Below are 22,462 nucleotides of genomic sequence, written 5' to 3'. Positions count from 1 at the left end.
ATTACCCCTCCTTATCTTCCTTTAACCAGTAGCGCAGCAGATCAACAAATTCTTCGGTATTCTTACCAGCTAATTGATTAATTTCATTTTGGACGGATTTCTTTTTATTAGCATCCTCTTCAAATTCGTTAATCTTTTTGGCTTCCAAGTATTCGGAAAAGGGATCAAGATCTTCATCCTTTTTCCGTTTCATCCATTTCATGAAAAGGAATCCAATTATCAGTAAAGCCAATGCTGCCGCACCAATTAAGAGATAATTCCACAAGGATTGTTTTTCTATCCCCGTTTCTTTTGGGGTAACTACATCCGTTTTTCCTGTAAATTCTCTTGGGAAGATTGTAATTCGATTATTTAAATCTGATGCTGTTTTTGTATTGTTCGTATCAATTGCCGTACGCACCACATTCGAGATGATGCTTCGAATATTATCCTGAGTTGCCTGTGTTAACGAATAAGGATTTTTCGGATTGGGAGGTTCGACACCGACATTGATGGTTAAATCTTCAATTGTATAAGGACTCTGGATGATTTCTTTTGTAATCCGATTGAATTCGTAGTTTACTTTTTTCTGGGTTTCCTGATACTTATTATTTCCGGCATCGCCGCTGCCTGCGTAAGCCGGAACATCACCCGTACCTGTCCCATTTACCCCACTAGCAGCGGATGCTCCCGTACCATTATAAGTTTTGGATATCTCTTCCACACTAACTGCGATTCCTTGCTCAGTTCCGTCTTTAGGGTCCTTTGTAATTGGTTCCACAAGACTTTGCTGGGTTTTGACCTTATCAAAATTCAACTTAGCAAACGTCTGAACGTATACTTTATCCTGTCCTAACATCGTACCGAGCATCTGTTGTATACTGCGCTGAATATCGGCCTCTACTTTTTGTTTAATTTTTCTTTGATTTTCATAGTCGCCTACCCCCACAAAAGAGGAATCACTACCCGAATCTTCTAGTGTTAACAGTTGACCGTATTGGTTGGAAATTACAATATTCTCTTGTGGTAAATTTGGAATACTCTTTGAGGCTAAGAAGTAGAGTGATTTAATTTGTCCTTGTTCTAATTCTGTGCCTGGTTCTAGGTCAACAATGATGGAGGCGCTGGCTTTATCTTCATTCTCCGAACGAATAAAGACACTATCCTTTGGCATTGTAATCATTACTTCGGCGCTCTTAACACCGCTAATTTTTGTCATCAAATTAGCTAATTGCTTTTGAATCGTTTCTCGTTCGATGACATCTAATTCCTGTTCCGTTACACCAAACTTCAAATTTTGAGTTTGTTCGGAGAAACTAATCGGGCCGCTTTTCGGCAGACCTTCTGAAGCTAAATTAACGATAAGGTCTGGAACATTCTCTTTTGGAACAAGGATTTGTGTGCCATTATTGGCAATCTTATAATCAGTGAACCCTTGTTTTTCTAGAACAGCCTTAATCTCACCGATTTCTTTTTGAGTTAAGTTATTTGAATATAGAGGTACATAATTGGTCTTTAACAAAAAGAAAAAGATAAAGCAAAATATGGCTATTAACGTAATAAAGGTACCAATATAGAAGGATTTATTTTTCTTGCTGGTATTTTTCCAGCCTTGAACTATTTTCCCCTTAACATCACCGAGTTTCTCTTTCATAGGTCACCTAACTTCCTAGTAAAACTAAGTCGTTCATTATACTTGCATTCTCATAATTTCTTGATACGATTCCACCACTTTATCTCTTACTTGAGTAGTTAACTGCAAAGCAATTTGGGCCTTTTGTGCAGCAATGGTTACATCATGAATATTCTTGATTTCGCCCGTCGCAATTTTTTCTGACATATTCTCGGATTGGATAATGGTTTCGTTTGCACTCTTTAGTGCCTCACCTAAAGCTTGTGAAAAGGATGTTTTAGAAGGTGAAGCAGCATTCACAGGTTGATTCTTTTCGATAAAAAGTGATGGGTTTATCATCAATTGATCTATTTTCATTATTTAAACTCCTTATCTACCAATATCTAAAGCTTTTAACGAAATCGTTTTTCCAACATTAAATGCAGTAACATTGGCTTCATATGCTCTTGAGGCACTCATTAGGTCAACCATCTCTTTGGTGATATCCACGTTAGGCATCATGACATAGCCATCCTTGTTTGCATCTGGATGGGCAGGGTCATAAACAGGTTGGAAAGGAGTCTGGTCTTCGGTAATTCTTGTCACCTTGACACCATTCGCCCCCACTTCATTTTTTAAAAATTGACTAAACGGTGCGGTCCCACTCGGTTCGACCTCTACCATTTTCCTTCGATACGGAATCCATTCCCCATTCACCAATTTCCCTCTAGTGGTTGTAGCATTGGCAATATTGGAAGAAATAATATCCATTTTCATACGCCCCGCTGTTAATGCGGAAGAACTAATGTTTAAAGGTTGAAACATTGACATATTTTATCCCTACCTTGACCTTATGGCTGTTTTTAATAAATTAAATTCTTCGCCTAGCTGATAGCTTAATGTCTGATACCAAATCGAATTTTTCGTTAAATTAGTCATTTCTTGATCTACATCTACGCCGTTCCCATTATTTTGCATCACCACAGGTTGCTCGGTGATATAGGGTCTGGCTGCTGAATTGCCGATGGGAATATGCTTGGGGTTCGTCAACTTTCCCACAAAAGAAGAGTTTGCTAGTTCATCCTTCAATAGTTCCTCAAAAACTACTTTTTGCGGTTTATAATTTGGGGTATCCACATTAGCCAGATTATTAGAAATGGCATTGTGCCTTAACACAGAAGCATCTAATGCCTGATTTAGAACCGATATATTCTGTAGCATTTTTAATCTCCTCTCTCTAATTCTTGGCAAATAAACCCAATTTTTTTGCGAAAAAAAAGTACTACTCCGAAGAATAGTACATAGTAAATAAACTATATCTCTTCGGTAACTGGCTGGCGTGATCAAAAATGATGGTAGCCCCTATAGCTTTGCGTCCCTAGATTTCCCTAGGTTTGCCATTATCGGATTATAAATGTCGTTTTCTGATGATATTGGTCGAATTTTACCAATACTATTATATTACAATGCACTTTCATATATTACAATGGGGAAAAAATGAAAAAAGACCTACTTAACAAAAAATTCACAGTTAAGTAGGTCTAACGACTTTGATTGCTTCCGTCCAAGTTTCTAGCAATTCAACTAGCATTCCTTGAACTTCATTTAATATTTTTACGTCTTTATTAAGATTCGCATCAATTAATCTTTGCTTTACATAGTCATAAAGCAGGAGTAAAGACTTGGAAATTTCAATATCCATATTAAGAGTCACCATTAACTCGCTGATGATGTTCTGGGCTTTAATCATGCGATCACCAGCTCGCTGAAGATCATTTTTCCCCAGTGCCAGCTTTGCCTGTTCAATAAATTTAATCGCCCCTTGATATAAAAGAAGGGTTAGCTCTCCCCCCTTTGCGAACAGCACTTGATTGTTCTCATATGCCTGGTATGGATTGCGAAGAGACATGTTTGACCACCTTTGCTCTATTTTCTTTTGTCATAAAATAACCCACTTGAACCATAGGTCGATTCCCCGTATTGTTTAATCGTTTTTTCCTTTTTGAGCGCATGCAAATTGGATAGCACCTTTTGCTGTACTCTCTCTAGCATCCTTTTAAGCTCTACCTCCAAAGGATGAATTCGTAACAGTTGTTTTTCGATTGCCGGGTTTAGCAGGATTTGGCCTGCACCTTGATCCATTTGGTTTATTTCCAGAATGCACGCTTGACGTTCATTTAATGCAGCTTGAATAATTTCTACACCGTTCTCCGTCATTTCGTTGATTAGTTTGTTTGTAAGCTGGTAATACCTTTGGAGTAATGCCTCCTTTTGTTTATACAAGCTTACATCCCTCCACCCATTTGTTGTGTTAACCATCCGCTTTGGCTATTAGATTTTTGAATGGCCTGCTCCATGGCTGTAAATTGTTTCCAATAATAATTCTCTTTCGCTTCCAATCTCTTCTGCCATGAATCGATTTGCGTATCCAACTGACTTAATGATTTAGAAAGGACCGCATCATTAGACGTACCGGCTGTCTTGGATATTTCCTTCATCGTCTCATTAAGTTGGTCATACAGTCTCCAACCAATCCCACTATTAGCGAATTCCGCTTTATTATTAGCTGTGTTGTTTGTCGATTTCGTTGTGTCATATTTTTTTGAAAATAATAATGAAACCTCTTCGATATTGTTTTCTAGTGCTTCACGTAGCTTCGTTTCATTGATTTCTAGCTTGCCATTTTCTTTGTAATTGGAACTCGCCGTAATTCCGATTTCCGAAAGCGAATCAAATTGGGTATTCATTTTTGTCGCATCGATATCATTAACCTTCGAGTATATGGTCGTTCGTAATTTATCGAGGGCCGAAGAGATGATGCGATCACTTTGCAATAAACCACTCTTGGCCTTACCTTCCCATAATTCAATTTCTTTTTCCTTCATGTCTGTTTTCTGATCATCTAATAGCGGCGCAAAGTCTTTATACCGCTTTTCACCCAACTTATCATGCAATGTCTGAATGGTCTCGTTATACTTGTCGACAAATCCTTTAATGTTATCGAAGATCGCATCCACATCTGTTTTTTTCGTAATCGTGACTTGGCTTCCCGCTGGTATCTCAGATTTGATGGTAAAGGTAATTCCATCATAGTTCAGTTGATTATTCTTTAGCGTCAGGTTCGTCCCGTTAATGGTTACCTCTCCATCGATTGCCTTAATAGCCGAGTTTCCACTGGCACCACTTGGGTTTCCTGCTGGAAAGTCATTTTGTATCTCACTGACAGTTCCTTCTGCCAGCCTTAATACATTCGTGCTGTTTGATAGATTGGCAATGTTAATATTCCCCGCTGCATCTTTAGAGGTAAACACAATCGCCTGATCACCGCTTGAGTAACTTGCTGTTACGCCTGTTTTGTCAGCTAAGGCGTTGATTTTAGTGATCGAGCTGCGAATCGAATCCTGAGCGTTTAGGTCGATTGTTTCACCGTTCAAAGTAAATTGAAATCCGTTCCCCGCTCCCAATTCACTTGTCTCACTTGCTAGACTTGTGGCAGCGAATTTTACAGAGGAAGGCGTCCCAGGTTGATAGGGCTTAACATCAGTAATGATATACTCGCTTCTGCTCGGCAGCCCCGATACAGTGACATCTACCTTACTGCTGTCTGATGAAGTCAGCTTACTTTTTGTAAAAGTAGATTCAAGTCTTAGTGTTTCCATCGAGGTGCGTAAATCTAGGAATTTCGTATTGGCTTCTCGATAAGCATCGACTTTCCATTCCGTTTTCGTCTTATTTTGTATCACTTTATTTAATTGTACTTTTTCCGCATCCATTAATTTTTTTACTAATGATTCGGTATCAATTCCTGATGCCAAACCAGAAAAACGAAGATTGTTTGTAATCATCCTACCATCCTCCGAACCCGTTATAAGGTATCTAGTAAAGGATAACGGCATTTTTGGAGAGAACGTTGAAGCATTTTATAAAGTTACTGTCATCGATAGAAAAAGGCTGATTCACATGGAATCAGCCCTTGTTTATAATTAGTTGACCGTCTTACTAATAATCTTTGTTATCCGGACACCAAAATATTCATCGATAACGACGACTTCCCCTTTGGCGACGACTTTCCCGTTGATTAATAAATCGACTGGTTCACCTGACACACGGTCCAATTCAATAATCGAACCTTGGGACAGCTCTAAAATTTCGTTTATTTTCTTTTTTGTTCTCCCCAATTCAACGACTACTTCTAGATTAATATCCATGAGAAGGTTTAAATTGACGGATTCCTCGTCTCCGTCTTTGAGAGGTTGTTCTTCCAAATCCTTAAATAAAAACGGCTTTGTTTCCTCTTGTTTTTCGCCTAATAAGGCAGCTAATTCTTCTTTTGAAATTTTCCCATCATAACTCATCTTTTTTACCCTCTTTTTCAAAAACAGTTTCAATTTCTGCGGCTAGGCGCGTCTTTTTCATACCAGGCTTGACTAAAAACTTCACATCTTTACCAACCATTGCTTTTAATGGTTCCTCATAAAGCTGCTCGAGCTGAACGATATCGCCCACATTTAACGATAGAAATTCTTCAATTGAGATGGTTGAACGCCCCAATTCTACACTGACAGGAATTTCAAGCTCTTGCAGTTTTGATTTTAACAAATTTGATTCCTGTGGACTATTGGTTTTAGTACGAGTCGAGAATAATTGATAGGATGATAATTTGGGCAGGAATGGTTCTAATATAATATAAGGAATGCAAATATGCATCAATTCCGTGATTTCACCGATTTTGATTTGGAATGCGATCACAATGACGGTTTCATTGGGAATGGCTACTTGTAAAAATTGTGGATTGGTTTCAATCTCAACAACCTTCAAATTTACATTCATTAAATCTTTCCACGATTTTTGGAGATTTTCAACAAACCCCGCAAAAAGATTATGAAGAATTTTATTCTCGATTTGTGTTAAGGTTGTTTTTTCTTCCAAAATGACAGGCAAATCCCGGCCGCCTAATAAGCGGTCAATAATACCAAACGCCATCTGCGACTTTAATTCCATAATCATTCGGCCTTTTTCCGGGGTTTCAAAAACATTTAATATAGTGAAGGCTGGCAGTTGTTTAATAAACTCTTCATAGATCATTTGATTAACAGACAACACGTCCACTTGGACGATCGTCCTTAATTGTGTTGAAATAGCGGAAGCCAGTTGATAAGCAAAATTATCATGAATTCGTGTTAGCACGCGCACTTGTTCCATTGATAACCGGAGTGCTTTTTTAAAATCATAAACGTTCACGTCTTTGGTATTTTCATATAGTGTCATCGTGTTTTCCTCACCGCCGTAAAATCATTTAAAGGGAAAGTAGTTTACTTTCCCTTTAAATACTAACACTTAAAATTGAATATGGTCTAGCACTATTGTTACTCATTTAATTTTACTAGTCTATTACCGTTTTAAATTCACTAACTCTTCTAAAATAGAATCTGATACAGTAATAACTTTGGCATTTGCCTGAAATGCACGCTGAGCGATAATCATTTCGGTAATCTCTTCTGAAAGATCGACATTGGACATTTCCAACTGACCGGAGACAATTTGACCGGCTTTGGTAATATCCCGTGTATTCATTAAGCCATCAATCGTTGGCACTGCAGGAATTTTATCTCCATTCGCATCCAATACAAAATTACCGGCAAGATCCACTTGATAATTCGTTTCTGCATTCCCAGATAATTCATACATAGAACCGCCCACTTTTTTCAAACCGGCTGGATTGGAAACCACAACCGTACCAAGCGTAGCAATGTCATTTGTTGTCCCATCGGCTTCTACACCTTTAATAACCCCATTAAAATCGATTGTGTAGGAAACATACTTAGTAGAATCGATGTTAATTGGTCCAAAAGTGTTAGTAGTAGCATCTTTACCAATCACTTTATACCCTTGCGGAGTAACGAGATTACCGAGACCATCGCGATCAAAATTACCTGCTCTTGTCAGATATTTGGACCCACTGTCGTTTTGAACGACGAAGAAACCATTTCCATCGATATATAAATCAGAAGATAGGTTCGTCGTAGTCGGGCTCCCCGGTGTATGGATGGTATCAACTGATGCTGTCTTTACCCCTAAGCCAATTTGAACAGGATTGGTTCCTCCTAAATTAGCATTAGCGGTGGAACCCCCCCGCACTGTTTGACTTAGCACATCTTGAAAGATAATCCGGCTTTTTTTATATCCGATTGTATTAACGTTAGCAATATTATTACCGATGACATCTAATTTATTTTGGAAACCCTTCATCCCAGATACACTTGAATTGAGTGAACGCAGCATGTTTGTTACCTCCTGAGTTTATTAGCTTTGTGATGCTATTTCTTTAGCGGAAATTATCTTTCCAACTGGAATCTCTTCATCATTCACTTGATAATAGAATTGATCGTCTTTTTTGATAATTCCTTTAACAACGCCACTTTCTTGCTTGCCAGTGACATCATCGGTCCAAGTTACTTCTTTATTCATCATAGTAGAATAACGGCTAATATCTACTTGTTGACTATCGATAAATTGATTAAATGCTTGATTCAGGTTAGAAATTTGTTCAAGTGTACTAAATTGTGCCATTTGCGCAATCATTTCACGGTCTTCCATTGGCTGGGTTGGATCTTGGTTTCGTAATTGGGTAGTTAGAATCTGCAGGAAAAGATCTTTATCTACTTGGCTCTGTTGTTTGGTTGATTTCGTACTTGTATTCATATTTAAAGAGTTAATTGTGTTCATCGTGCTTTCCTCCTCTTTAGGCCAGAATATTAATCGTGTTTTCAATTCCACTCTGCTTATATTCTTCGATCGTTGAATGGCTTTGATAAAACTCCTCGATATTGATTTTCTTTTTCGAAGATCGTTGCTGGGATTGGTCCTGCCGTGATTTTTCTTCCTGTTGTGAAAAGGAATGCTGTAATCCCTGTCCGCCTAAGGTAATCTCTATCTTATCTACGTTCAGCCCCTGTTGCTGAAGCGAAGTGCGTAATAAAGAGATTTGCGATTCAAGTGTTTCTTTGCCAATGAGTGTTTCAGCGGTAAAGTGAGCAGCTACTTGTCCTTTATGAATGGACAATTTCACATCAATCTCCCCAAGCTTTTCAGGAGTCAGCGAGAATTTCGCTTCCATGAACTCTGATGCCTTTTTGAGGCTCGCATGATTCTTGACTAACTCGATGACTTCCGAGAAAAACTGCTGGACAGAACCCTTAGGGATCGGTGCCTGTTCACTCTTACCAGCAACAGAGCCTGCGCCGTTAGGGTGAACGGATTGAAAAATAACTTCTTTTCCCTCGAACTTTGGCTGAAATTCAAAATCAGGTGCCGGCATATTTCCGTTTTGCTTAGGTTTGAGCGAATCCTCAAGTGACTTTTGTCCAAGTTGAGGTGTTGAAATACCTTCTTTAACTGGAATAGCCGCTTCCGCGAGTAGCTTTGCCATTTTTTCAAGGGGGATGGTTTCTAGTTGTTGACTGGTTTTATGTAATTCTTTTTCTAAACGAGCAGGTGTTGACTTGCTTGGATTGATGTTTTGTAATTCTTTTTCAAATTGAGAATGTGTAGGATTATTTGAATCAATGTCAGTTTTGAACAATAAACTTATAAAAGAAATCAAATCTTCTCTTGTCGGTTGCTCGGTTTTAGTCTGTTCTTCCTGATGATCCCCCTGTTCTCCTAGTTTAATAGATTCGGTGCTATCCTCATTCATTGGACTGAATAACGGGTCCACCATGGCAAGGAGATTTTTACTTGAATCCTGCTCTGGTTCTTTTTTCAACTCATTCAATAACTCCAAAAATGAGCCGACTGTTTGATCATCCGGTTTAGTACCGCTAGTTTTATTGGATATTTTGTGTTGACTAGGAATCAATGAAGCCGATGCAATCACAATATTTTTCTCCTTTCGAGTGGAGATTGATTATTAAAAAAGCGTATGGGTCTATTTTTTAAATTTTTTTAACAAAGTATTCCGATAGGATTTACCTCATATTAGAAAAGGTGTAAAATAGTAGAAAAGAAGTCATACGACAGGAGCAGTAAACTATGAGTATAAGTCCCGTTTCTTCAGATTGGTTTAAAAATATAGCTCTACTATCTATATCGACCAATCTCCCAACAATGAATAGTGCAAATCAGCAAATTCCTAGCGGTGATTTTTTTCAATCCATTTTACAAGCGATGTTACTTGAAGGGGAATCCTCCACTCCTTCTCAACTTCAACAATCAAATGGGAGTTTTTGGGCTGGCACCTCACCAATTCTTGATAACATCAAGGACCTTTCCCATATAGTAAACTCGACCACAAGCTTGGATTTTTCAGAAGTATCTTTAGAGAAATTGAATTCAACGCTAAAAGGAAAATTAAGCAATCTCGGGGAACAGTTCATAGAAGCCGGCAAAGCATTTAATATTAATCCAAATTTATTAGCCTCAGTCGCCATGCATGAAACAGGTAATGGCAAGTCTCAGGCCGTTTATGAGAAAAATAATATTGCCGGTATGATGGGTAAAAATGGTCTAAGACATTATGATTCCGTCTCAGAAAGTATTCATGATATGGCAAGAAATTTACGGAAAAATTATTTAGATAAAGGACTGGATTCCATTGCAAAAATAGGTGGCAAATATGCACCGGTTGGCGCCAATAATGACCCTACTGGATTAAATAATCATTGGGTAAAAGGCGTAAACAATTTCTTCGGTACCCTTGTATAGGAAAGCGCAAGCGCCCATCGACAGCTGGGCGTTTTCTTAATAAAATATAGTAAGAGGATGCCCCAATGGGACATCCTCTCTTTATTGATTCATTATTTATGGTTATTAATAACATCGACAGTTGTGCTTCCTACGACAAGAACTCCATCAACCATTGCATGGAAAACTAATAGTTCTTGTTTCTCATCCCAAATAAAATCTTCACGATTAAATTTAAATTGGCCTTTTTTCGCTTGATTTGCTAAGCCCTTGCTGTCGTTAAGTGCGTTAACTTTATTAATGGTTGCCGTGGCTAAGTCAACATTATCAAAACTGTAGCCTTTAGGTAATGTTACCCTAACCGTAAAGTCTCCTTTGTTACCGTTGATGACTTTCGGTGTTACTTCAATATTCGCTTGAATATAGGTGGATACCTTTTTTTCTACAACTGTTTTTAATCCCGCATTGTCTATAGCTGTAATCTTAATTGTATTCACGCCAGGTTTGTCAAAGGTGATTTTTCCTGTTGTGTTCTTAACACCGTTGACTTCGACAAAGCTTTCTTTAATGCCTGAAAGATTATCAGCTGCATCATAATTAAGGTTGAAGCTTGATCCAAGCGCATATTCCGTTGGGAAATCTGCTTTGATCGTTGGAGCGGTTTTGTCTACTTTTACTTCGACTGTGTTTTTTACTTCTGTGTTGCCTGCATTGTCAACACTATAAAATGTAACTGTGTGTGTGCCTTCTTTTTCGATTGTAAAACTTGTGCCTTCGGTAAAATCAGCACCATCGATAGAATAGTAGGTTGCTGTCACACCGCTTTGCTCATCACTTGCAGTAAGCTCAACGTTTACATCTTCTGTGTACCATTGATCCTCGATATTACTTACTGTTGTAGGAGCAGTTTTATCTACTTTTACTTCTACAGTATTTTTTACTTCTGTGTTACCAACTTTGTCAACACTATAAAATGTAACTGTGTGTGTGCCTTCTTTTTCGATTGTAAAGCTTGTGCCTTCGGTGAAGTCAGCACCATCGATAGAATAGTATGTTGTTTTTACTCCGCTTAGGTCATCAGTTGCTGTCAGTTCAACGTTCGCTGTTTCGGTGTACCATTGATCCTCAATATTACTTACAGTGACCGGTGCCGTTTTATCTACTACAACTTCAATGGTTTGCTGTTCTTCATAGTTTCCAGCTTTGTCTATGCTGTAGAAGGTAACTTTATTTACTCCTGCTTGGGTAACCTCAAGGCTTGTACCTTCTTTAAAATCAGAACCGTTTACGGAGTAATAGGTTGCTTGAACTCCGGAAAGGTCATCAGTTGCTGTTAATTCCACCAAACTATTATTTTTTACCTCGGCAGTAGTTATTGGCGCTTGGTTGTCAATTTTCACTTCAACTGTTCTTGCTTCCTCAACATTGCCAACATTGTCAACGCTGTAGAAGGAAACCGTGTGAATGCCTGATTCTTCGATGCTAAATTGCGTTCCTTCTGTAAAAGCTCCGTTATCAACTGAATAATAGCTGGCTTTTACTCCAGAAAGATCATCGATTGCTGTTAGTTCTAAATTAACCTTATTGTTATACCAATAGGCACTCGCATTGATCACCGTTTCCGGCGCTTGTTTGTCGATTTTCACTTCTACTGTCTTAACTTCCTCAACATTTCCAGCATTATCAACGCTATAAAATGAAACGGTGTTCATGCCTTCTAGATTGAGTGTTAATTGTGTACCTTCGACGAACTCTGCATGGTTAATAGAATAGAAGGTGCTCTTCACACCACTTAAATCGTCTGTTGCCGTTAGCTTGACGGAAACATCCTCTTTTGACCATTTTTCATCCGCTGGTTCGGCAACCGTTACTGGCGCTGTGACATCAGATGGTTTGTCGATCACCACTTCAACCGTTGCATAGTCAATTGATTCTACTCCATCTTTTGTGACAGGAACGATTAAGTACTCATGAGTGCCTTGTTCTTTTGGAGTATCTACAGTAATGGTTGGTTCCGTAGTAGTTCCAACTAATACACGTTCTCCGTCTACTTCTTTGTAGACATTGTATTTGTCTGCTTCTTCCACTGGTTCCCAGGTAAGAGTGACAGAATCATCTTTTACTTCTGGTGCGCTTGGTTTTGGAGCAGGTAGGACTGGTGTTACTTCTGCCACAACTACATTAGAGTAGCCAGATTTTCCGAAGCGGTCGGATTTTGCTAGAACCATATATTCGTGTTTACCTTGTGGTAAATCACTTACATAGTAAGATGTTTTTGTTGATGTTATTGTTCCAATTAATGTAGGTACTCCATCTACTAATTTATAGACTTCGTATTCTGTTGCATACGGTACAGAGGACCAGCCAATTACCGCACTAGTTGGAGTATCCATATCGATTGACGCTTTAGGTGCCTGCATTTCCGGGAATTCAACCGTTACGTCGTAAGTTTTTGCAGTGGATTCTCCAAAACGGCTACTGACAGAAACGATTTCAAAGGTATAATCACCTTCTGGAAGGTTACTGAAGTAGTGTGAACGATTGGTAGTAGTCGTAACTAATTCTTTTTGACCATCGACCAATTGATAGAGTTTATACTGTTCTGCATATCCTGCTGCAGACCACATGAGAAAAAGATCGTTTCCATTATAAAAATAAGGATAAACCTCTTGTGGCGGAAGTATTTCCGGATAAGAGACCGTAAACTTGCTTTTGCTACCTGCCAACGATTCTCCATATTTAGAATTATAAGAAGTCACTTCATAAATATTTTCGCCCTCAGGCAAGTTTGATAGATACTGTTTTGTATCTGTTGTCGTAGCAATAAACTTCCTTGCTCCATCTACAATTTGATATACATTATAGGATTCAGCATAAGGAACCGCATTCCATCTAAACAAAACATTATTAATATCATTAATATAAGCAGTTAAGCCAGTAGGTGCTGCCATATCAGGAAAGACAACATTTACAGCAAAAGAGCTTGGTGTTGATTCTCCGTATTGGGAATTGTATGAAGTTATTTCATAAACATGTTCACCTTCAGAAACATTAGCAAAATATTGATTTGGTTTTGTTGATGAAGCAAGTAATTCCCTCTGACCATCTTTCACTTCGAAAACATTGTAAGTTGTTGCGAATTCTACTGCATTCCATTTTAACGAGACATCATTACCGTTGACGATACTTGAAGTCAATCCGCTAGGTGATTGCATATCAGGGTATTTAATCTCAACGTTTAAAGATGTTGAGAACGGAGACTCTCCCGTACTATTATAAGCGATCACGGTATAGGTATGAGTTCCTTCTGGTACACTTGCAAGGTAGAAATAGAGATTTGATGTTTGTTTTTTTAAGACATTTTCTTCGCCCACTTTTTCATAAAGACGGTAGCCACTAGCACCGGTCACCCCGTCCCATCTTAAGAGAAAGTTATCAATCCCATCAGGATAATAACGTAAATTTGTAGGAGCGGTGGTTAAATTACTTGCAGCAAAAGCTGAAGTAATCGGTGATAATAACTGTAAAAATAGTACCGCTAACACAAGAAAGGAAATCTTCCTTCTTACAATTTGCATACGTATTCCTCCTAAAAAATGTAGAAGCATATGCGAAAAAGGCACGTAATGTGGCAACCCGGCTGACATACTTATTTATTTAAGGTTAGTCCCGCAGCTTTGCGTCTTCCAGTTTCCTGAAATTTGCCCTTTTTCACGATGATCAACCAAAACTTTCATTACCATTTCAGTAGATAGCTTAAAAAAAGAAGTCCCTTCTGATAAGAGACTTCTTTTTAATTGTAATAACTAGTTATTAACCACGAAGAAGCTGTAATACACCTTGAGGCTGTTGATTAGCTTGCGCAAGCATAGATTGTGCAGCTTGAGAAAGGATATTATTTTTCGTAAATTGCATCATCTCATTAGCCATATCAACATCTCTTAAACGGGATTCAGCAGCCGTTAAGTTTTCAGAAGAGGTTCCAAGGCTGTTGATGGTGTGTTCTAAACGGTTTTGAATTGCCCCTAATTTAGAACGTTCAGACGAAACACGACCGATTGCACCATCTAAAACTTTTAATGCATCTTCTGCACTTGTTTCACTCATAAGAGAGATATTAACGCCGTTAGTTTTCAGGCCTAATGCTACTGAATCCATCGCGTTAATGCCAATTTCCAATGTTTGTCCTGCGTTTGCGCCCACATGGATGGATACTGTATTATTCGTAGAACCTACTGTAATCGTAGATGTAGCAGCAGCGGCAATTGTGTCATTAAATGATAATTGTAAATTAGAAACTTGAACAACAGAATTAGAACGAACAGCGATTCTTCCATCACCAGTCCCTGCAGTAGCGTCTCCATTTATGTCAACTTGAGCGATAAAGTCACCCTGGTTTCCAGCAACTTGAAGTTGTTCTAGTCCACCATTAAGACCGCCATTCATTTCAGTGTTAAAGGACGAACGTGCAATCCCTTCTGATGAAGATGCTGAGATTTTTAATGTGCTAATATCATTGGCTGCACCAGATTGACCAGAAATAACCAATGTGTTGGCAGCAGAAGAGGTTCCATCAAGACCCATTGCGCCTGTACCAAGTGATGAAAAATCCCCTGCGCCATAACTCATCGATACATCAGCAGCACCTAGTGTATTTTTAACAGAAGACATAAAATCGTCTAATGTACTTTCAGCTGTAACAACATAAACAGAAGATTTCACTTCGCCGCCTACAACTGCAGAAAGAGTGATTTCATCGCCAACTTGAAGACCATAGTTGCTAGTGCCATCACCAAGGTCTGTCATTTTGGTCGTGCCACTTACAGGAGCAGCTACGCCATTGTGATCCATTAGTGTTCCTGTTTGCCAAATCGATTCTTCAGCTGTTGCTAAAGGACCTGAAGTTGTTACAGTTGTTGTTCCCGCCGCAGCTGTTGCAGACGCAACAACATTCGCAACTGCTCCGCCTGTTGATTGGGCAAATTTAGCAGTCTTAGAGATATCGCCATTTAGAATCTTAAAGCTATTAAATTCTGTATCACCAGCTACGCGATCAATTTCGTCGATTAATTGGTTTACTTCGGTTTGGATATTTTGTTTATCTTGAGTAGTTGAAGTTCCGTTAGCTGCTTGGTTTGATAATTCACGAACACGTTGTAGGATGCTGTGTGTTTCGTTCATGGCACCTTCAGCTGTTTGGATTAAGGAAATTCCGTCTTGGGCATTACGTGATGCTTGATCCAAGCCGCGGATTTGCGCTCTCATTTTTTCAGAGATTGCTAGACCCGTTGCATCATCAGCCGCACGGTTGATACGTAAACCTGACGATAATTTTTCAAGATTTTTTGAAGCTGCAGTTGAGTTTGCACTTAATTGATTGTAAGCATTTAACGCGGAAATGTTGTGATTGATTCTCATTTTAATTTTCCTCCTAATAGTGTTTATGTATTACTTGTTTTCTTGTCTTTCTACTATTAATTAACGACAGTTTTACTAGAATGGAGAGAGGAAATGGTGCTTTTTAAAAAATATTTGTTAATTTAACAGTTTGTTTATCCAAAAATAAATCGGTGATATTTGAATTTGGCGGAATCATCTTGGGTTTCGGCGGAAAAGGCTCCGAAGTTGGCGGATTCCGATCCTAGTTTGGCGGAATAACCTCAAAAGTTGGCGGGATCCCGGAACAGGTTGGCGGAATAACACCGAAAGTCAACGGGGTCCAGATCAAGTTGGCGGAATTAACCCGAAAATTGGTGGAAACCCAATTTTAGTCAGTTGCAACAACCAAACTTCAAACAAAAAAAGCACCCCGAAATCAAATTTCGGAGCACTCCTATGTTTATCGTAAAAAATCCACCAACGAAGGCTGGATCGCTTTCGCACCAGAAGACAACGCAGCATTTAGAGTCGTTTGTTGTGTTGTGAAATTCGTGATAATCTCTGCCAAATCTGCATCTTCTGTCTTAGACAGCATGCTTTTCGTCGAAAGCACGGTTTGATCTAAGCGATTGACCATCATTTCTAATTGATTCACATTGGAGCCGACAATCGAGCGATGGGCCAACAGATTGCTCATTTGCTTATCCAAATGATCTAAGTACTGTTCCGGATCATTCCCAGCTTCCAGTTCCCCAGCGATTTTTTCGACGGTATCCACTAGATTTAACCCATCCGCTTGAAAATTAAAAATATCCGTTCCATTAACATTGACCTTCATGTAAATGCCCTGGCCGACATTCCAGGAAAGAGGATCACTATTTGTACTCGTGAACCCGCCATTTTCAAATGGTGCGGTATCGGTTGCGGTTCCTGCAAATAAAAATCGGTCGCCGAGCCGGGCATTGGCGATATCACCAATGTTTCCTTTTAATGCCTTTAATTCCTTCGCAATCGTTTCTAAGGAGTCATTGTTATTCACACCATTGCTGCCTTGAACCGTAAGTTCTCTTACTTTTTGCATAACCTGTGTTAAATCATCGAGCGCACGATCCGTTGTTTCGAGCCAATTCAAGCCATCTTCAGCATTGCGTTTGAATTGCTCGGTTTCCGTTAACGCCGACCGATAGGACATGATTTGTACTGATTTCACAGGATCATCGGAAACTTTATTAATCGCTTTACCCGATGCAATTTGTTCCTGATAACGACTCAGTGAACGGTAATTGGTTTGAATATTTCTGATCACCTGAGTACTTAACATGTTTTGCGTAATTCGCAATCCATTCACCTCCCTAGATACCCACTCTTCCAGTTCCATTAATTAGTTTATCCAGCACCTCATCCATGACGGAAATGTATCTAGAGGCTGCATTATATGATTGCTGAAATTTAACCATGTTCGTCATTTCTTCATCAATCGAGACTCCTGATACAGACTGTCTCTGACTCTCTGCTTGCTGCACGAGGATTTCTGAATTACTTTCCATTTGAATCGCTTCTTGCGTTTTTATTCCGACATCGCCCACAATCGTCCGATAAAAATTATTTAATGTGGTCGTTTGATTAGAAAAAGAAACAGTTTTAAATTTTAAGTTATTCAGTTCGTTGGCGGTCCCCGCATCACTGACGTTTGCCACTCGCGCTGCTGCAATTTTATTTAACGAGGCAACAATTAGAGGATTAACTGTTATTTCACCCGCAGTTCCTGGATTACTTGAGGTACCAGATGCTACAAAAAATGGCAGCTGATCAAGGGCTGCGGTCGGGTCATTTTTCCGATTCTGAATATCATCCAAATTCATTGCAGTGGCATCGGTGTGAATTTGATTGGTTTCTCGGCTAAACACCGAAACAAGCTCATTAATCTTCGACATAAATGACGGAATATCCTGGGTTAACGATTCGACCATCCCCGCGATTTCGCCTGACTTCAACGATACGGTTGTCCCACCCAATGAAAGTTGATTACTACTGCTATCAAATGAAACAGAGTAATTTTTATCCCCGGCTACTAAAGATTTATTATCTATGAAAATATCAACCATCCCATGACCGGCTTGAGCTGGTTTCACCTGAATGTCAGCCATTTTTGATATTTTATCAACCAGCAAATCCCGTTGATCCAATAAATCATTGGGCTGCTGTCCGGAAGCTGTTATCTTCGCAATTTGCAAATTCAATTCACTCACTTGCTTCGTGAGATTATTCATTTCCTGCGTTTTTGTAGAAAGCTGATTTTGCAAGTCCGTGCTTAGATTTTCCATCGAATCAGAGATTTGATTAAAGCGGCCAGCCAAAGCTGTGGCATTGGAAAGTAGTGCCGCACGCGCTGCTAAGCTATCCGGTTCTTTCGATAAATCCTCCCATGATTGCCAGAAACGATCAAAGTTAGCTTGTAAGCCAGTATCAGCAGGCTCGTTTAACGTTTCCTCTATTTTCGAAAGTGTGTCGTGCTTTACATTCCAATACCCTTGCTGTTCAGCTTGACTGCGAAACTGTCCATCTAAAAAAGAATCACGGATTCGGTTGATTTCTGTCGTTTCCACGCCAGTCCCGATTTGCAAAGGGCCGTTTCCTACATTCATACCTGGGTAAGAAAGAGGATTCGTGGCTTGTGTAATCGCGTTTTGCCTTGTATAACCTACCGTATTGGCATTGGCGATATTATGTCCGGTTACACTCAGTGCTGTTTGCTGTGCAAAAATGGCTCGTTTTCCAATTTCAATCCCGTGAAATGTAGAACGCATGTATGTTCACTCCTTGCTGTTTGGTAGAAGTTCCTACACCTTTGCATCAAAGAAACTTCTTGATTGGTTATTCTCTCTCGGATAATGTTTCGAAGCAGTATAGGTGTTCGAAGGCTCTTGTGGCTGCGTGTATAATGCGAGCATATTATTAATATAAACTAACGAATTCTCAATCAACTCTTGGTTTAACTGATGTTGATCGACTAAGCCCTTTAATTTTTCCTTAAGTGTACTTTGATAAAACAACAGTTCATCCTTTTCTGCAATTGAAGAACTCCCATCAATAATCTGACTTAAGGAAAGCGATTGATAGGATAGAGTTTCCTCTTGTCTTTTTTCTTCAAGCTGCCTTATCTCTTTCAATAAAGCCGATTCTTTTGGAAAAATCGAAAGTAAAGCTTCCGGATCGCCTTTTATAATCGTTGCTTGCTTTTCTTTTCCTAGTTCCAATAATTTTTCATAAACTAATATCATCTCATGTAAAATGGCTTTGAGCGGTTCATAGGTTGTCATTCTTCCGGTCCTCTACTCCAAGTGGATAATAATTTTTCAGCTATTTTTTCACTATCAACTTTGTAAGTCCCATTTTGGATTTGCTCCTTCAGTGCTTGAATCCTTTGTTCTTTTTCGACACTTATTTTTTCTTGCGCAGCCTGAGAAAACTCAACTTTATCTACCTGAATTTTTTTAGTTAGGTCCTGCTTTTGTGTAATGTTTATCGTATTTTTATAGGACTGCAGGCCTTGTAATCGATTGACATCATTAATTTTCATCCTTGATTCCCCCTTCTATATCCAAATCTCCGAATCATTGTCCATCTACTAGTTAATAACGACATTTTACCAAGAAGTGTTTAATCCAAAAAGCCTTTTCATAATTGGATTATAGTGGTAAATTTAATTTATTACTATAATAAAAGAGGGGAGTTCCAATTGAATACGACGTATTTGGCCGTTGGTTTATTTATATTAGTCTTAGTTATTATTCTATTAAATTTTTCATTCAGAAAAAAGAACACCGCCGAGCCCACCAAGAAAAACCGTCGAAACGCCTTTCGGCTTAGTTTATGGGAGCATGAATGTACGTTTATTGTACCCGCTTCACCCGACTCAGTTCTCTTTGGCACAATTCGTGATATTAGTATTTCTGGGATGAGACTTATTACGTATGAGGATTTAACCGATGTCGATGAAATCAAGGTGTTTTTTGAATTAGGGGAAGATTTCTCCTTTGTCGGAAAAATCGAAAGGCGGAAAAGACTCAAGAACGGTAAATATGATTTCGGTGTCCACTTTTTAGGATTAGACGAAAAGGCCGAGCAAAAGCTATTTAAAATTCTTTGGGATAAGAGCAGAGAGAAAGTTGTTCTATAAGACAAAAAAGGAGCCGTGAAGAATGGCCCTTTTTTTTAACTTCTAATAATCCCGTTCGAGATGCCCATCATTTGATCTGCGTAAGTGATGGAGCGTGAGTTAAATTGAAATCCGCGTTGTGTGGTCATCATATCCGTCACTTCTTTACTCAAATCCACATTGGAAGATTCGGTTGATCCTTGCTGGATGGTGGAGGTGGTATTGGCACGAATTTCACCACCCGCTCCTGTGAACCGAAAGATATTACCGCCTTCATTGACTAACTTTTGCGGATTCGAAAAATCAACAATCGCTATTTGTTGAGAAGAGGTTCGGATGACACCTGCCTCATTAACCGAAAAATCGCTGTTATTAGCGACCTCCACTGGTTGGTTATTTTTGTCTAGTAAAAAATATCCCTCTGCATTCACTAAACGATAGGTGCCATTGCCCATTGGAGACTTTTGAAACTGACCATTTCTCGTATAGGAAATTTCCGTATGGTTGCCTTGTTGTTTTCCTACTTGGAAGAATCCCTGTCCGGAAATCATTAAGTCCAAGGGATTATTTGTTGCTTTTGGAATTCCTTGATCTAATATCATTTGTGTTCCGTTCAGATGTACTCCATAACCAACCCGAATCCCGTTGGGGGTCTTTCGGCCAATCTCTCGATTAGCTGCTTTTTGGTTTTCGATAGAAATGGCTAAGTTTTCTTCGAAAGAGGCCTCTCTTCGTTTAAATCCAACCGTATCGGCATTAGCAATATTATCCGCAATCGTATCTAACTTTTTTTGATAAGAGTTTAAGCCACTCGTGGCAATATAAAGCGAACTATTCATGTTTGAATCTCCTTCTATACTCTTCCAATCGAATTTAATAACTCAAGTGAACGATCGTAGGCCTGCAACACTTTCTGATTCGCCTCGTAAAGCCGGACGTTCTCCATCATATTGGTCATGGTCATGCTCGGATCGACATTCGACTTTTCAATCATTTTATGGTGGAGCTGGACACTTGCAGGCAGGTCAGTCAATGCGGCTGGTTTTTGACCATCCAGTCGGAAGAGACCATTGCCTTCTTTGATCAGTTTGTTTGGATTTTGAATCAAGACTAACCCGATTGTGTCCACGACTTTTCTGTTTGCTGGCTTATCCGGATTAAGGATTATTTCGCCTTTTGGACTTATCGAAACCTCACTTGAAGCAAGTGAAGGATCGATCTGAACCGGTTTCCCTTGATTGTTTAACACCTTACATCCTTCTGCCGTAACAAGATGACCCGTTTCATCCACCGTAAATCGGCCATTCCGTGTGTAGCGAGTTTCGCCTGCTGCATTCTCAACTGCAAAGAGGACACTTGCCTTTTGGCCATTACTTAGAGTTAGTGCTTGATCATCAATCGCAACATCGTATGGGTTATTCGTTGTCACGAGATCTCCTTGAAGAAAACTCGAGATATTTTCTTGTGCATAAACTCCCTGCTGCATCGAACCAATCCACGAGAACCCTGGTGCATTCCCTTTAGTACTTTGTTTGGAATCATTGATTCGCTCGAGAAAAACTTCAGGAAAAGCTCGTAAGGTGGTATCTACCTTTTTGTAACCGGGCGTTTCAATATTGGCTAGGTTATTCGTTAACGCTTCTTGCCGTCTTTGTACCGCTAGCATACCAGACGCTGCTGTATCAATCCCTCTAAGCATAGCCATTCCCCTTACTGTATGAGTAATTCTGTTGTATAAACATGGACAATTTTTCCTTCACCGTCACTGAATCTAACATTTAATTGATTTTTTATCTTTTCCTCAAAAGCTGCAATATTCTTTAAATCTCCCTTATTGGACTGTGAAAGAATTTTGATAATATCGCTTTCAATGATAGGGACAATTTTTTCTGCCTGCTTTTTCGTATCCTTTGAGTCTAGTTCAATGGAGAACTTAACTTGAATGAGGTTGTCTGAATTAAGATTGGTACTAATCTGGTTCGTTTGGATGGTTTGGTCAGCCAACTTATCAATCGTGGCAGCTTTGGCTTTGTTGTGCTGATAGTAATATAAGCCACCCCCGCTCAGTACCGTCAGTAACACACAAACGAATAATACTTTTAAAAGCTTTTTCATGCTGTACCCCCTAACTCACAAATAGAGGTCAATCAGTAATCCTTTTATTTCCCCTATATTATCTAATAAACGGATATTCTGGTCTTCTTGTTTAACCATTTCTTCTGAAAGCTCCAATAATTTTTTGTCAACTTCTTTTATTACCTTTAATTTGCGATCCCTACTAGACGAATAAGCAAAAGATGTCGTTTCTTCTAATGAGAGTCCATGTTGAACTACCACCTGTAAAAATGATTTGATTAACTTTTTATATTCATGAAGATCTTTTAATGATCGAGACCGGGTCAACCGCTCTCCTTGTTTCGTAATCCCCTCCAAAAGGGTATTTAAATGCTGTTTAGTAACGCTTGATTGTTTTTCGGTCATAATTTGTTGAAAAGATGTTAATTCTATTGATTTAACTTCTTTTTGAGAAAATGAGATTTCTTTTGGGAGCACAATTCCTTGACCAACTTTCATATGCAAACACCACCATCACAGAATATGTTATTGTCGAATTTTGTAATCTTCAATACAATGAGATTATAATTTTTCCA

23 protein-coding genes, 1 pseudogene and 2 riboswitches are annotated in these 22,462 nt (G+C 39.0%); of the genes and pseudogenes, 2 read left to right on the top strand and 22 right to left on the bottom strand.

All coding sequences use genetic code 11. The features are described 5' to 3' along the window. Window position 1 precedes the first annotated feature (1 nt). The 12 genes and pseudogenes from fliF to RCG22_RS18085 all read right to left on the bottom strand — a co-directional run bounded on the left by fliF (window position 2) and on the right by RCG22_RS18085 (window position 9,467). The gene (gene fliF, locus RCG22_RS18140) at window positions 2–1,633 is read right to left on the bottom strand and encodes a flagellar basal-body MS-ring/collar protein FliF (protein WP_308104071.1); all 1,632 of its coding nucleotides are present in this window, start codon (window positions 1,631–1,633) and stop codon (window positions 2–4) included. 36 nt (window positions 1,634–1,669) lie between these two features. Next, entirely contained in the window at window positions 1,670–1,969 is a 300-nt protein-coding gene (gene fliE, locus RCG22_RS18135) for a flagellar hook-basal body complex protein FliE (protein WP_098262827.1), read from the bottom strand. Between the two features lie 12 nt (window positions 1,970–1,981). Next, on the bottom strand, window positions 1,982–2,422 hold the full coding sequence (gene flgC / locus RCG22_RS18130) for a flagellar basal body rod protein FlgC (protein WP_098262828.1): 441 nt from the start codon (window positions 2,420–2,422) through the stop codon (window positions 1,982–1,984). Window positions 2,423–2,431: 9 nt separating this feature from the next. After that, window positions 2,432–2,812 carry a flagellar basal body rod protein FlgB gene (flgB, locus tag RCG22_RS18125; RefSeq protein ID WP_308104070.1) on the bottom strand — a complete coding sequence of 127 codons (381 nt, stop codon included), beginning with the start codon at window positions 2,810–2,812 and terminating at the stop codon, window positions 2,432–2,434. Between the two features lie 101 nt (window positions 2,813–2,913). Beyond that, window positions 2,914–3,000: riboswitch (cyclic di-GMP riboswitch) on the bottom strand. Between the two features lie 122 nt (window positions 3,001–3,122). Next, entirely contained in the window at window positions 3,123–3,500 is a 378-nt protein-coding gene (gene fliS, locus RCG22_RS18120) for a flagellar export chaperone FliS (RefSeq protein WP_308104069.1), read from the bottom strand. 17 nt (window positions 3,501–3,517) lie between these two features. Continuing rightward, a complete protein-coding gene (locus tag RCG22_RS18115; RefSeq protein ID WP_308104068.1) occupies window positions 3,518–3,874 on the bottom strand; it encodes a hypothetical protein in 357 nt (118 codons plus the stop codon). Window positions 3,875–3,876: 2 nt separating this feature from the next. Beyond that, on the bottom strand, window positions 3,877–5,436 hold the full coding sequence (gene fliD / locus RCG22_RS18110; RefSeq protein ID WP_308104067.1) for a flagellar filament capping protein FliD: 1,560 nt from the start codon (window positions 5,434–5,436) through the stop codon (window positions 3,877–3,879). Window positions 5,437–5,574: 138 nt separating this feature from the next. After that, window positions 5,575–5,829, bottom strand: a pseudogene (gene fliN, locus RCG22_RS18105) (flagellar motor switch protein FliN); the annotation flags it as partial. A 106-nt stretch (window positions 5,830–5,935) separates the two neighbouring features. Beyond that, a complete protein-coding gene (gene fliM, locus RCG22_RS18100; RefSeq protein ID WP_308104066.1) occupies window positions 5,936–6,859 on the bottom strand; it encodes a flagellar motor switch protein FliM in 924 nt (307 codons plus the stop codon). Between the two features lie 123 nt (window positions 6,860–6,982). Next, window positions 6,983–7,873, bottom strand: a complete 891-nt coding sequence (locus RCG22_RS18095; RefSeq protein ID WP_308104065.1) for a flagellar hook-basal body complex protein — start codon at window positions 7,871–7,873, stop codon at window positions 6,983–6,985. Between the two features lie 21 nt (window positions 7,874–7,894). Next, window positions 7,895–8,317 (bottom strand): flagellar hook capping FlgD N-terminal domain-containing protein, encoded by a 423-nt coding sequence (locus tag RCG22_RS18090; protein ID WP_308104064.1) that lies wholly within the window; start codon window positions 8,315–8,317, stop codon window positions 7,895–7,897. A 16-nt stretch (window positions 8,318–8,333) separates the two neighbouring features. Further along, a complete protein-coding gene (locus tag RCG22_RS18085; protein WP_308104063.1) occupies window positions 8,334–9,467 on the bottom strand; it encodes a flagellar hook-length control protein FliK in 1,134 nt (377 codons plus the stop codon). A 155-nt stretch (window positions 9,468–9,622) separates the two neighbouring features. Here RCG22_RS18085 and RCG22_RS18080 point away from each other — a divergent pair, with 155 nt between their 5' ends. Further along, window positions 9,623–10,294, top strand: a complete 672-nt coding sequence (locus RCG22_RS18080) for a glucosaminidase domain-containing protein (RefSeq protein ID WP_308104062.1) — start codon at window positions 9,623–9,625, stop codon at window positions 10,292–10,294. Window positions 10,295–10,386: 92 nt separating this feature from the next. Here the strand turns inward: RCG22_RS18080 and RCG22_RS18075 are convergent, their stop codons facing one another. The 6 genes from RCG22_RS18075 to flgM all read right to left on the bottom strand — a co-directional run bounded on the left by RCG22_RS18075 (window position 10,387) and on the right by flgM (window position 19,232). After that, entirely contained in the window at window positions 10,387–13,851 is a 3,465-nt protein-coding gene (locus RCG22_RS18075) for an OmpL47-type beta-barrel domain-containing protein (RefSeq protein WP_308104061.1), read from the bottom strand. A 49-nt stretch (window positions 13,852–13,900) separates the two neighbouring features. Beyond that, window positions 13,901–13,989: riboswitch (cyclic di-GMP riboswitch) on the bottom strand. Window positions 13,990–14,086: 97 nt separating this feature from the next. Further along, entirely contained in the window at window positions 14,087–15,691 is a 1,605-nt protein-coding gene (locus tag RCG22_RS18070; RefSeq protein ID WP_308104060.1) for a flagellin N-terminal helical domain-containing protein, read from the bottom strand. 421 nt (window positions 15,692–16,112) lie between these two features. Continuing rightward, the gene (flgL, locus tag RCG22_RS18065; RefSeq protein WP_308104059.1) at window positions 16,113–16,991 is read right to left on the bottom strand and encodes a flagellar hook-associated protein FlgL; all 879 of its coding nucleotides are present in this window, start codon (window positions 16,989–16,991) and stop codon (window positions 16,113–16,115) included. Window positions 16,992–17,004: 13 nt separating this feature from the next. Then, on the bottom strand, window positions 17,005–18,459 hold the full coding sequence (flgK, locus tag RCG22_RS18060; protein ID WP_098264048.1) for a flagellar hook-associated protein FlgK: 1,455 nt from the start codon (window positions 18,457–18,459) through the stop codon (window positions 17,005–17,007). Between the two features lie 33 nt (window positions 18,460–18,492). Then, window positions 18,493–18,972, bottom strand: a complete 480-nt coding sequence (locus RCG22_RS18055) for a flagellar protein FlgN (RefSeq protein ID WP_308104057.1) — start codon at window positions 18,970–18,972, stop codon at window positions 18,493–18,495. Further along, complete coding sequence (flgM, locus tag RCG22_RS18050) at window positions 18,969–19,232, bottom strand: flagellar biosynthesis anti-sigma factor FlgM (RefSeq protein ID WP_098264050.1); 264 nt, start codon at window positions 19,230–19,232, stop codon at window positions 18,969–18,971. Before flgM ends, RCG22_RS18055 begins: the two co-directional genes overlap by 4 nt. Before the next feature lie 159 nt (window positions 19,233–19,391). On the opposite strand from flgM, the gene RCG22_RS18045 reads away from it, so the two are divergent. After that, window positions 19,392–19,832 (top strand): PilZ domain-containing protein, encoded by a 441-nt coding sequence (locus RCG22_RS18045; RefSeq protein ID WP_308104056.1) that lies wholly within the window; start codon window positions 19,392–19,394, stop codon window positions 19,830–19,832. A gap of 35 nt (window positions 19,833–19,867) precedes the next feature. On the opposite strand, the gene RCG22_RS18040 is transcribed toward RCG22_RS18045, so the two are convergent. The 4 genes from RCG22_RS18040 to RCG22_RS18025 are packed head-to-tail and all read right to left on the bottom strand — an operon-like array spanning window position 19,868 to window position 22,385. After that, window positions 19,868–20,650, bottom strand: a complete 783-nt coding sequence (locus RCG22_RS18040) for a flagellar hook-basal body protein (protein WP_308104055.1) — start codon at window positions 20,648–20,650, stop codon at window positions 19,868–19,870. A 14-nt stretch (window positions 20,651–20,664) separates the two neighbouring features. Continuing rightward, on the bottom strand, window positions 20,665–21,510 hold the full coding sequence (locus RCG22_RS18035) for a flagellar hook-basal body protein (protein ID WP_308104054.1): 846 nt from the start codon (window positions 21,508–21,510) through the stop codon (window positions 20,665–20,667). A gap of 11 nt (window positions 21,511–21,521) precedes the next feature. Further along, window positions 21,522–21,926 carry a flagellar basal body-associated FliL family protein gene (locus RCG22_RS18030; protein ID WP_308104053.1) on the bottom strand — a complete coding sequence of 135 codons (405 nt, stop codon included), beginning with the start codon at window positions 21,924–21,926 and terminating at the stop codon, window positions 21,522–21,524. Between the two features lie 15 nt (window positions 21,927–21,941). Further along, window positions 21,942–22,385 carry a YaaR family protein gene (locus tag RCG22_RS18025; RefSeq protein ID WP_308104052.1) on the bottom strand — a complete coding sequence of 148 codons (444 nt, stop codon included), beginning with the start codon at window positions 22,383–22,385 and terminating at the stop codon, window positions 21,942–21,944. Window positions 22,386–22,462 lie beyond the last annotated feature (77 nt).

Source organism: Neobacillus nitrireducens (assembly GCF_030915405.1).
In the GTDB taxonomy this organism is placed as follows: Bacteria; Bacillota; Bacilli; order Bacillales; family Cytobacillaceae; genus Neobacillus.
Note: the sequence above shows the minus strand (reverse complement) of the source record. Positions and strands in the feature narration are given on the sequence as shown.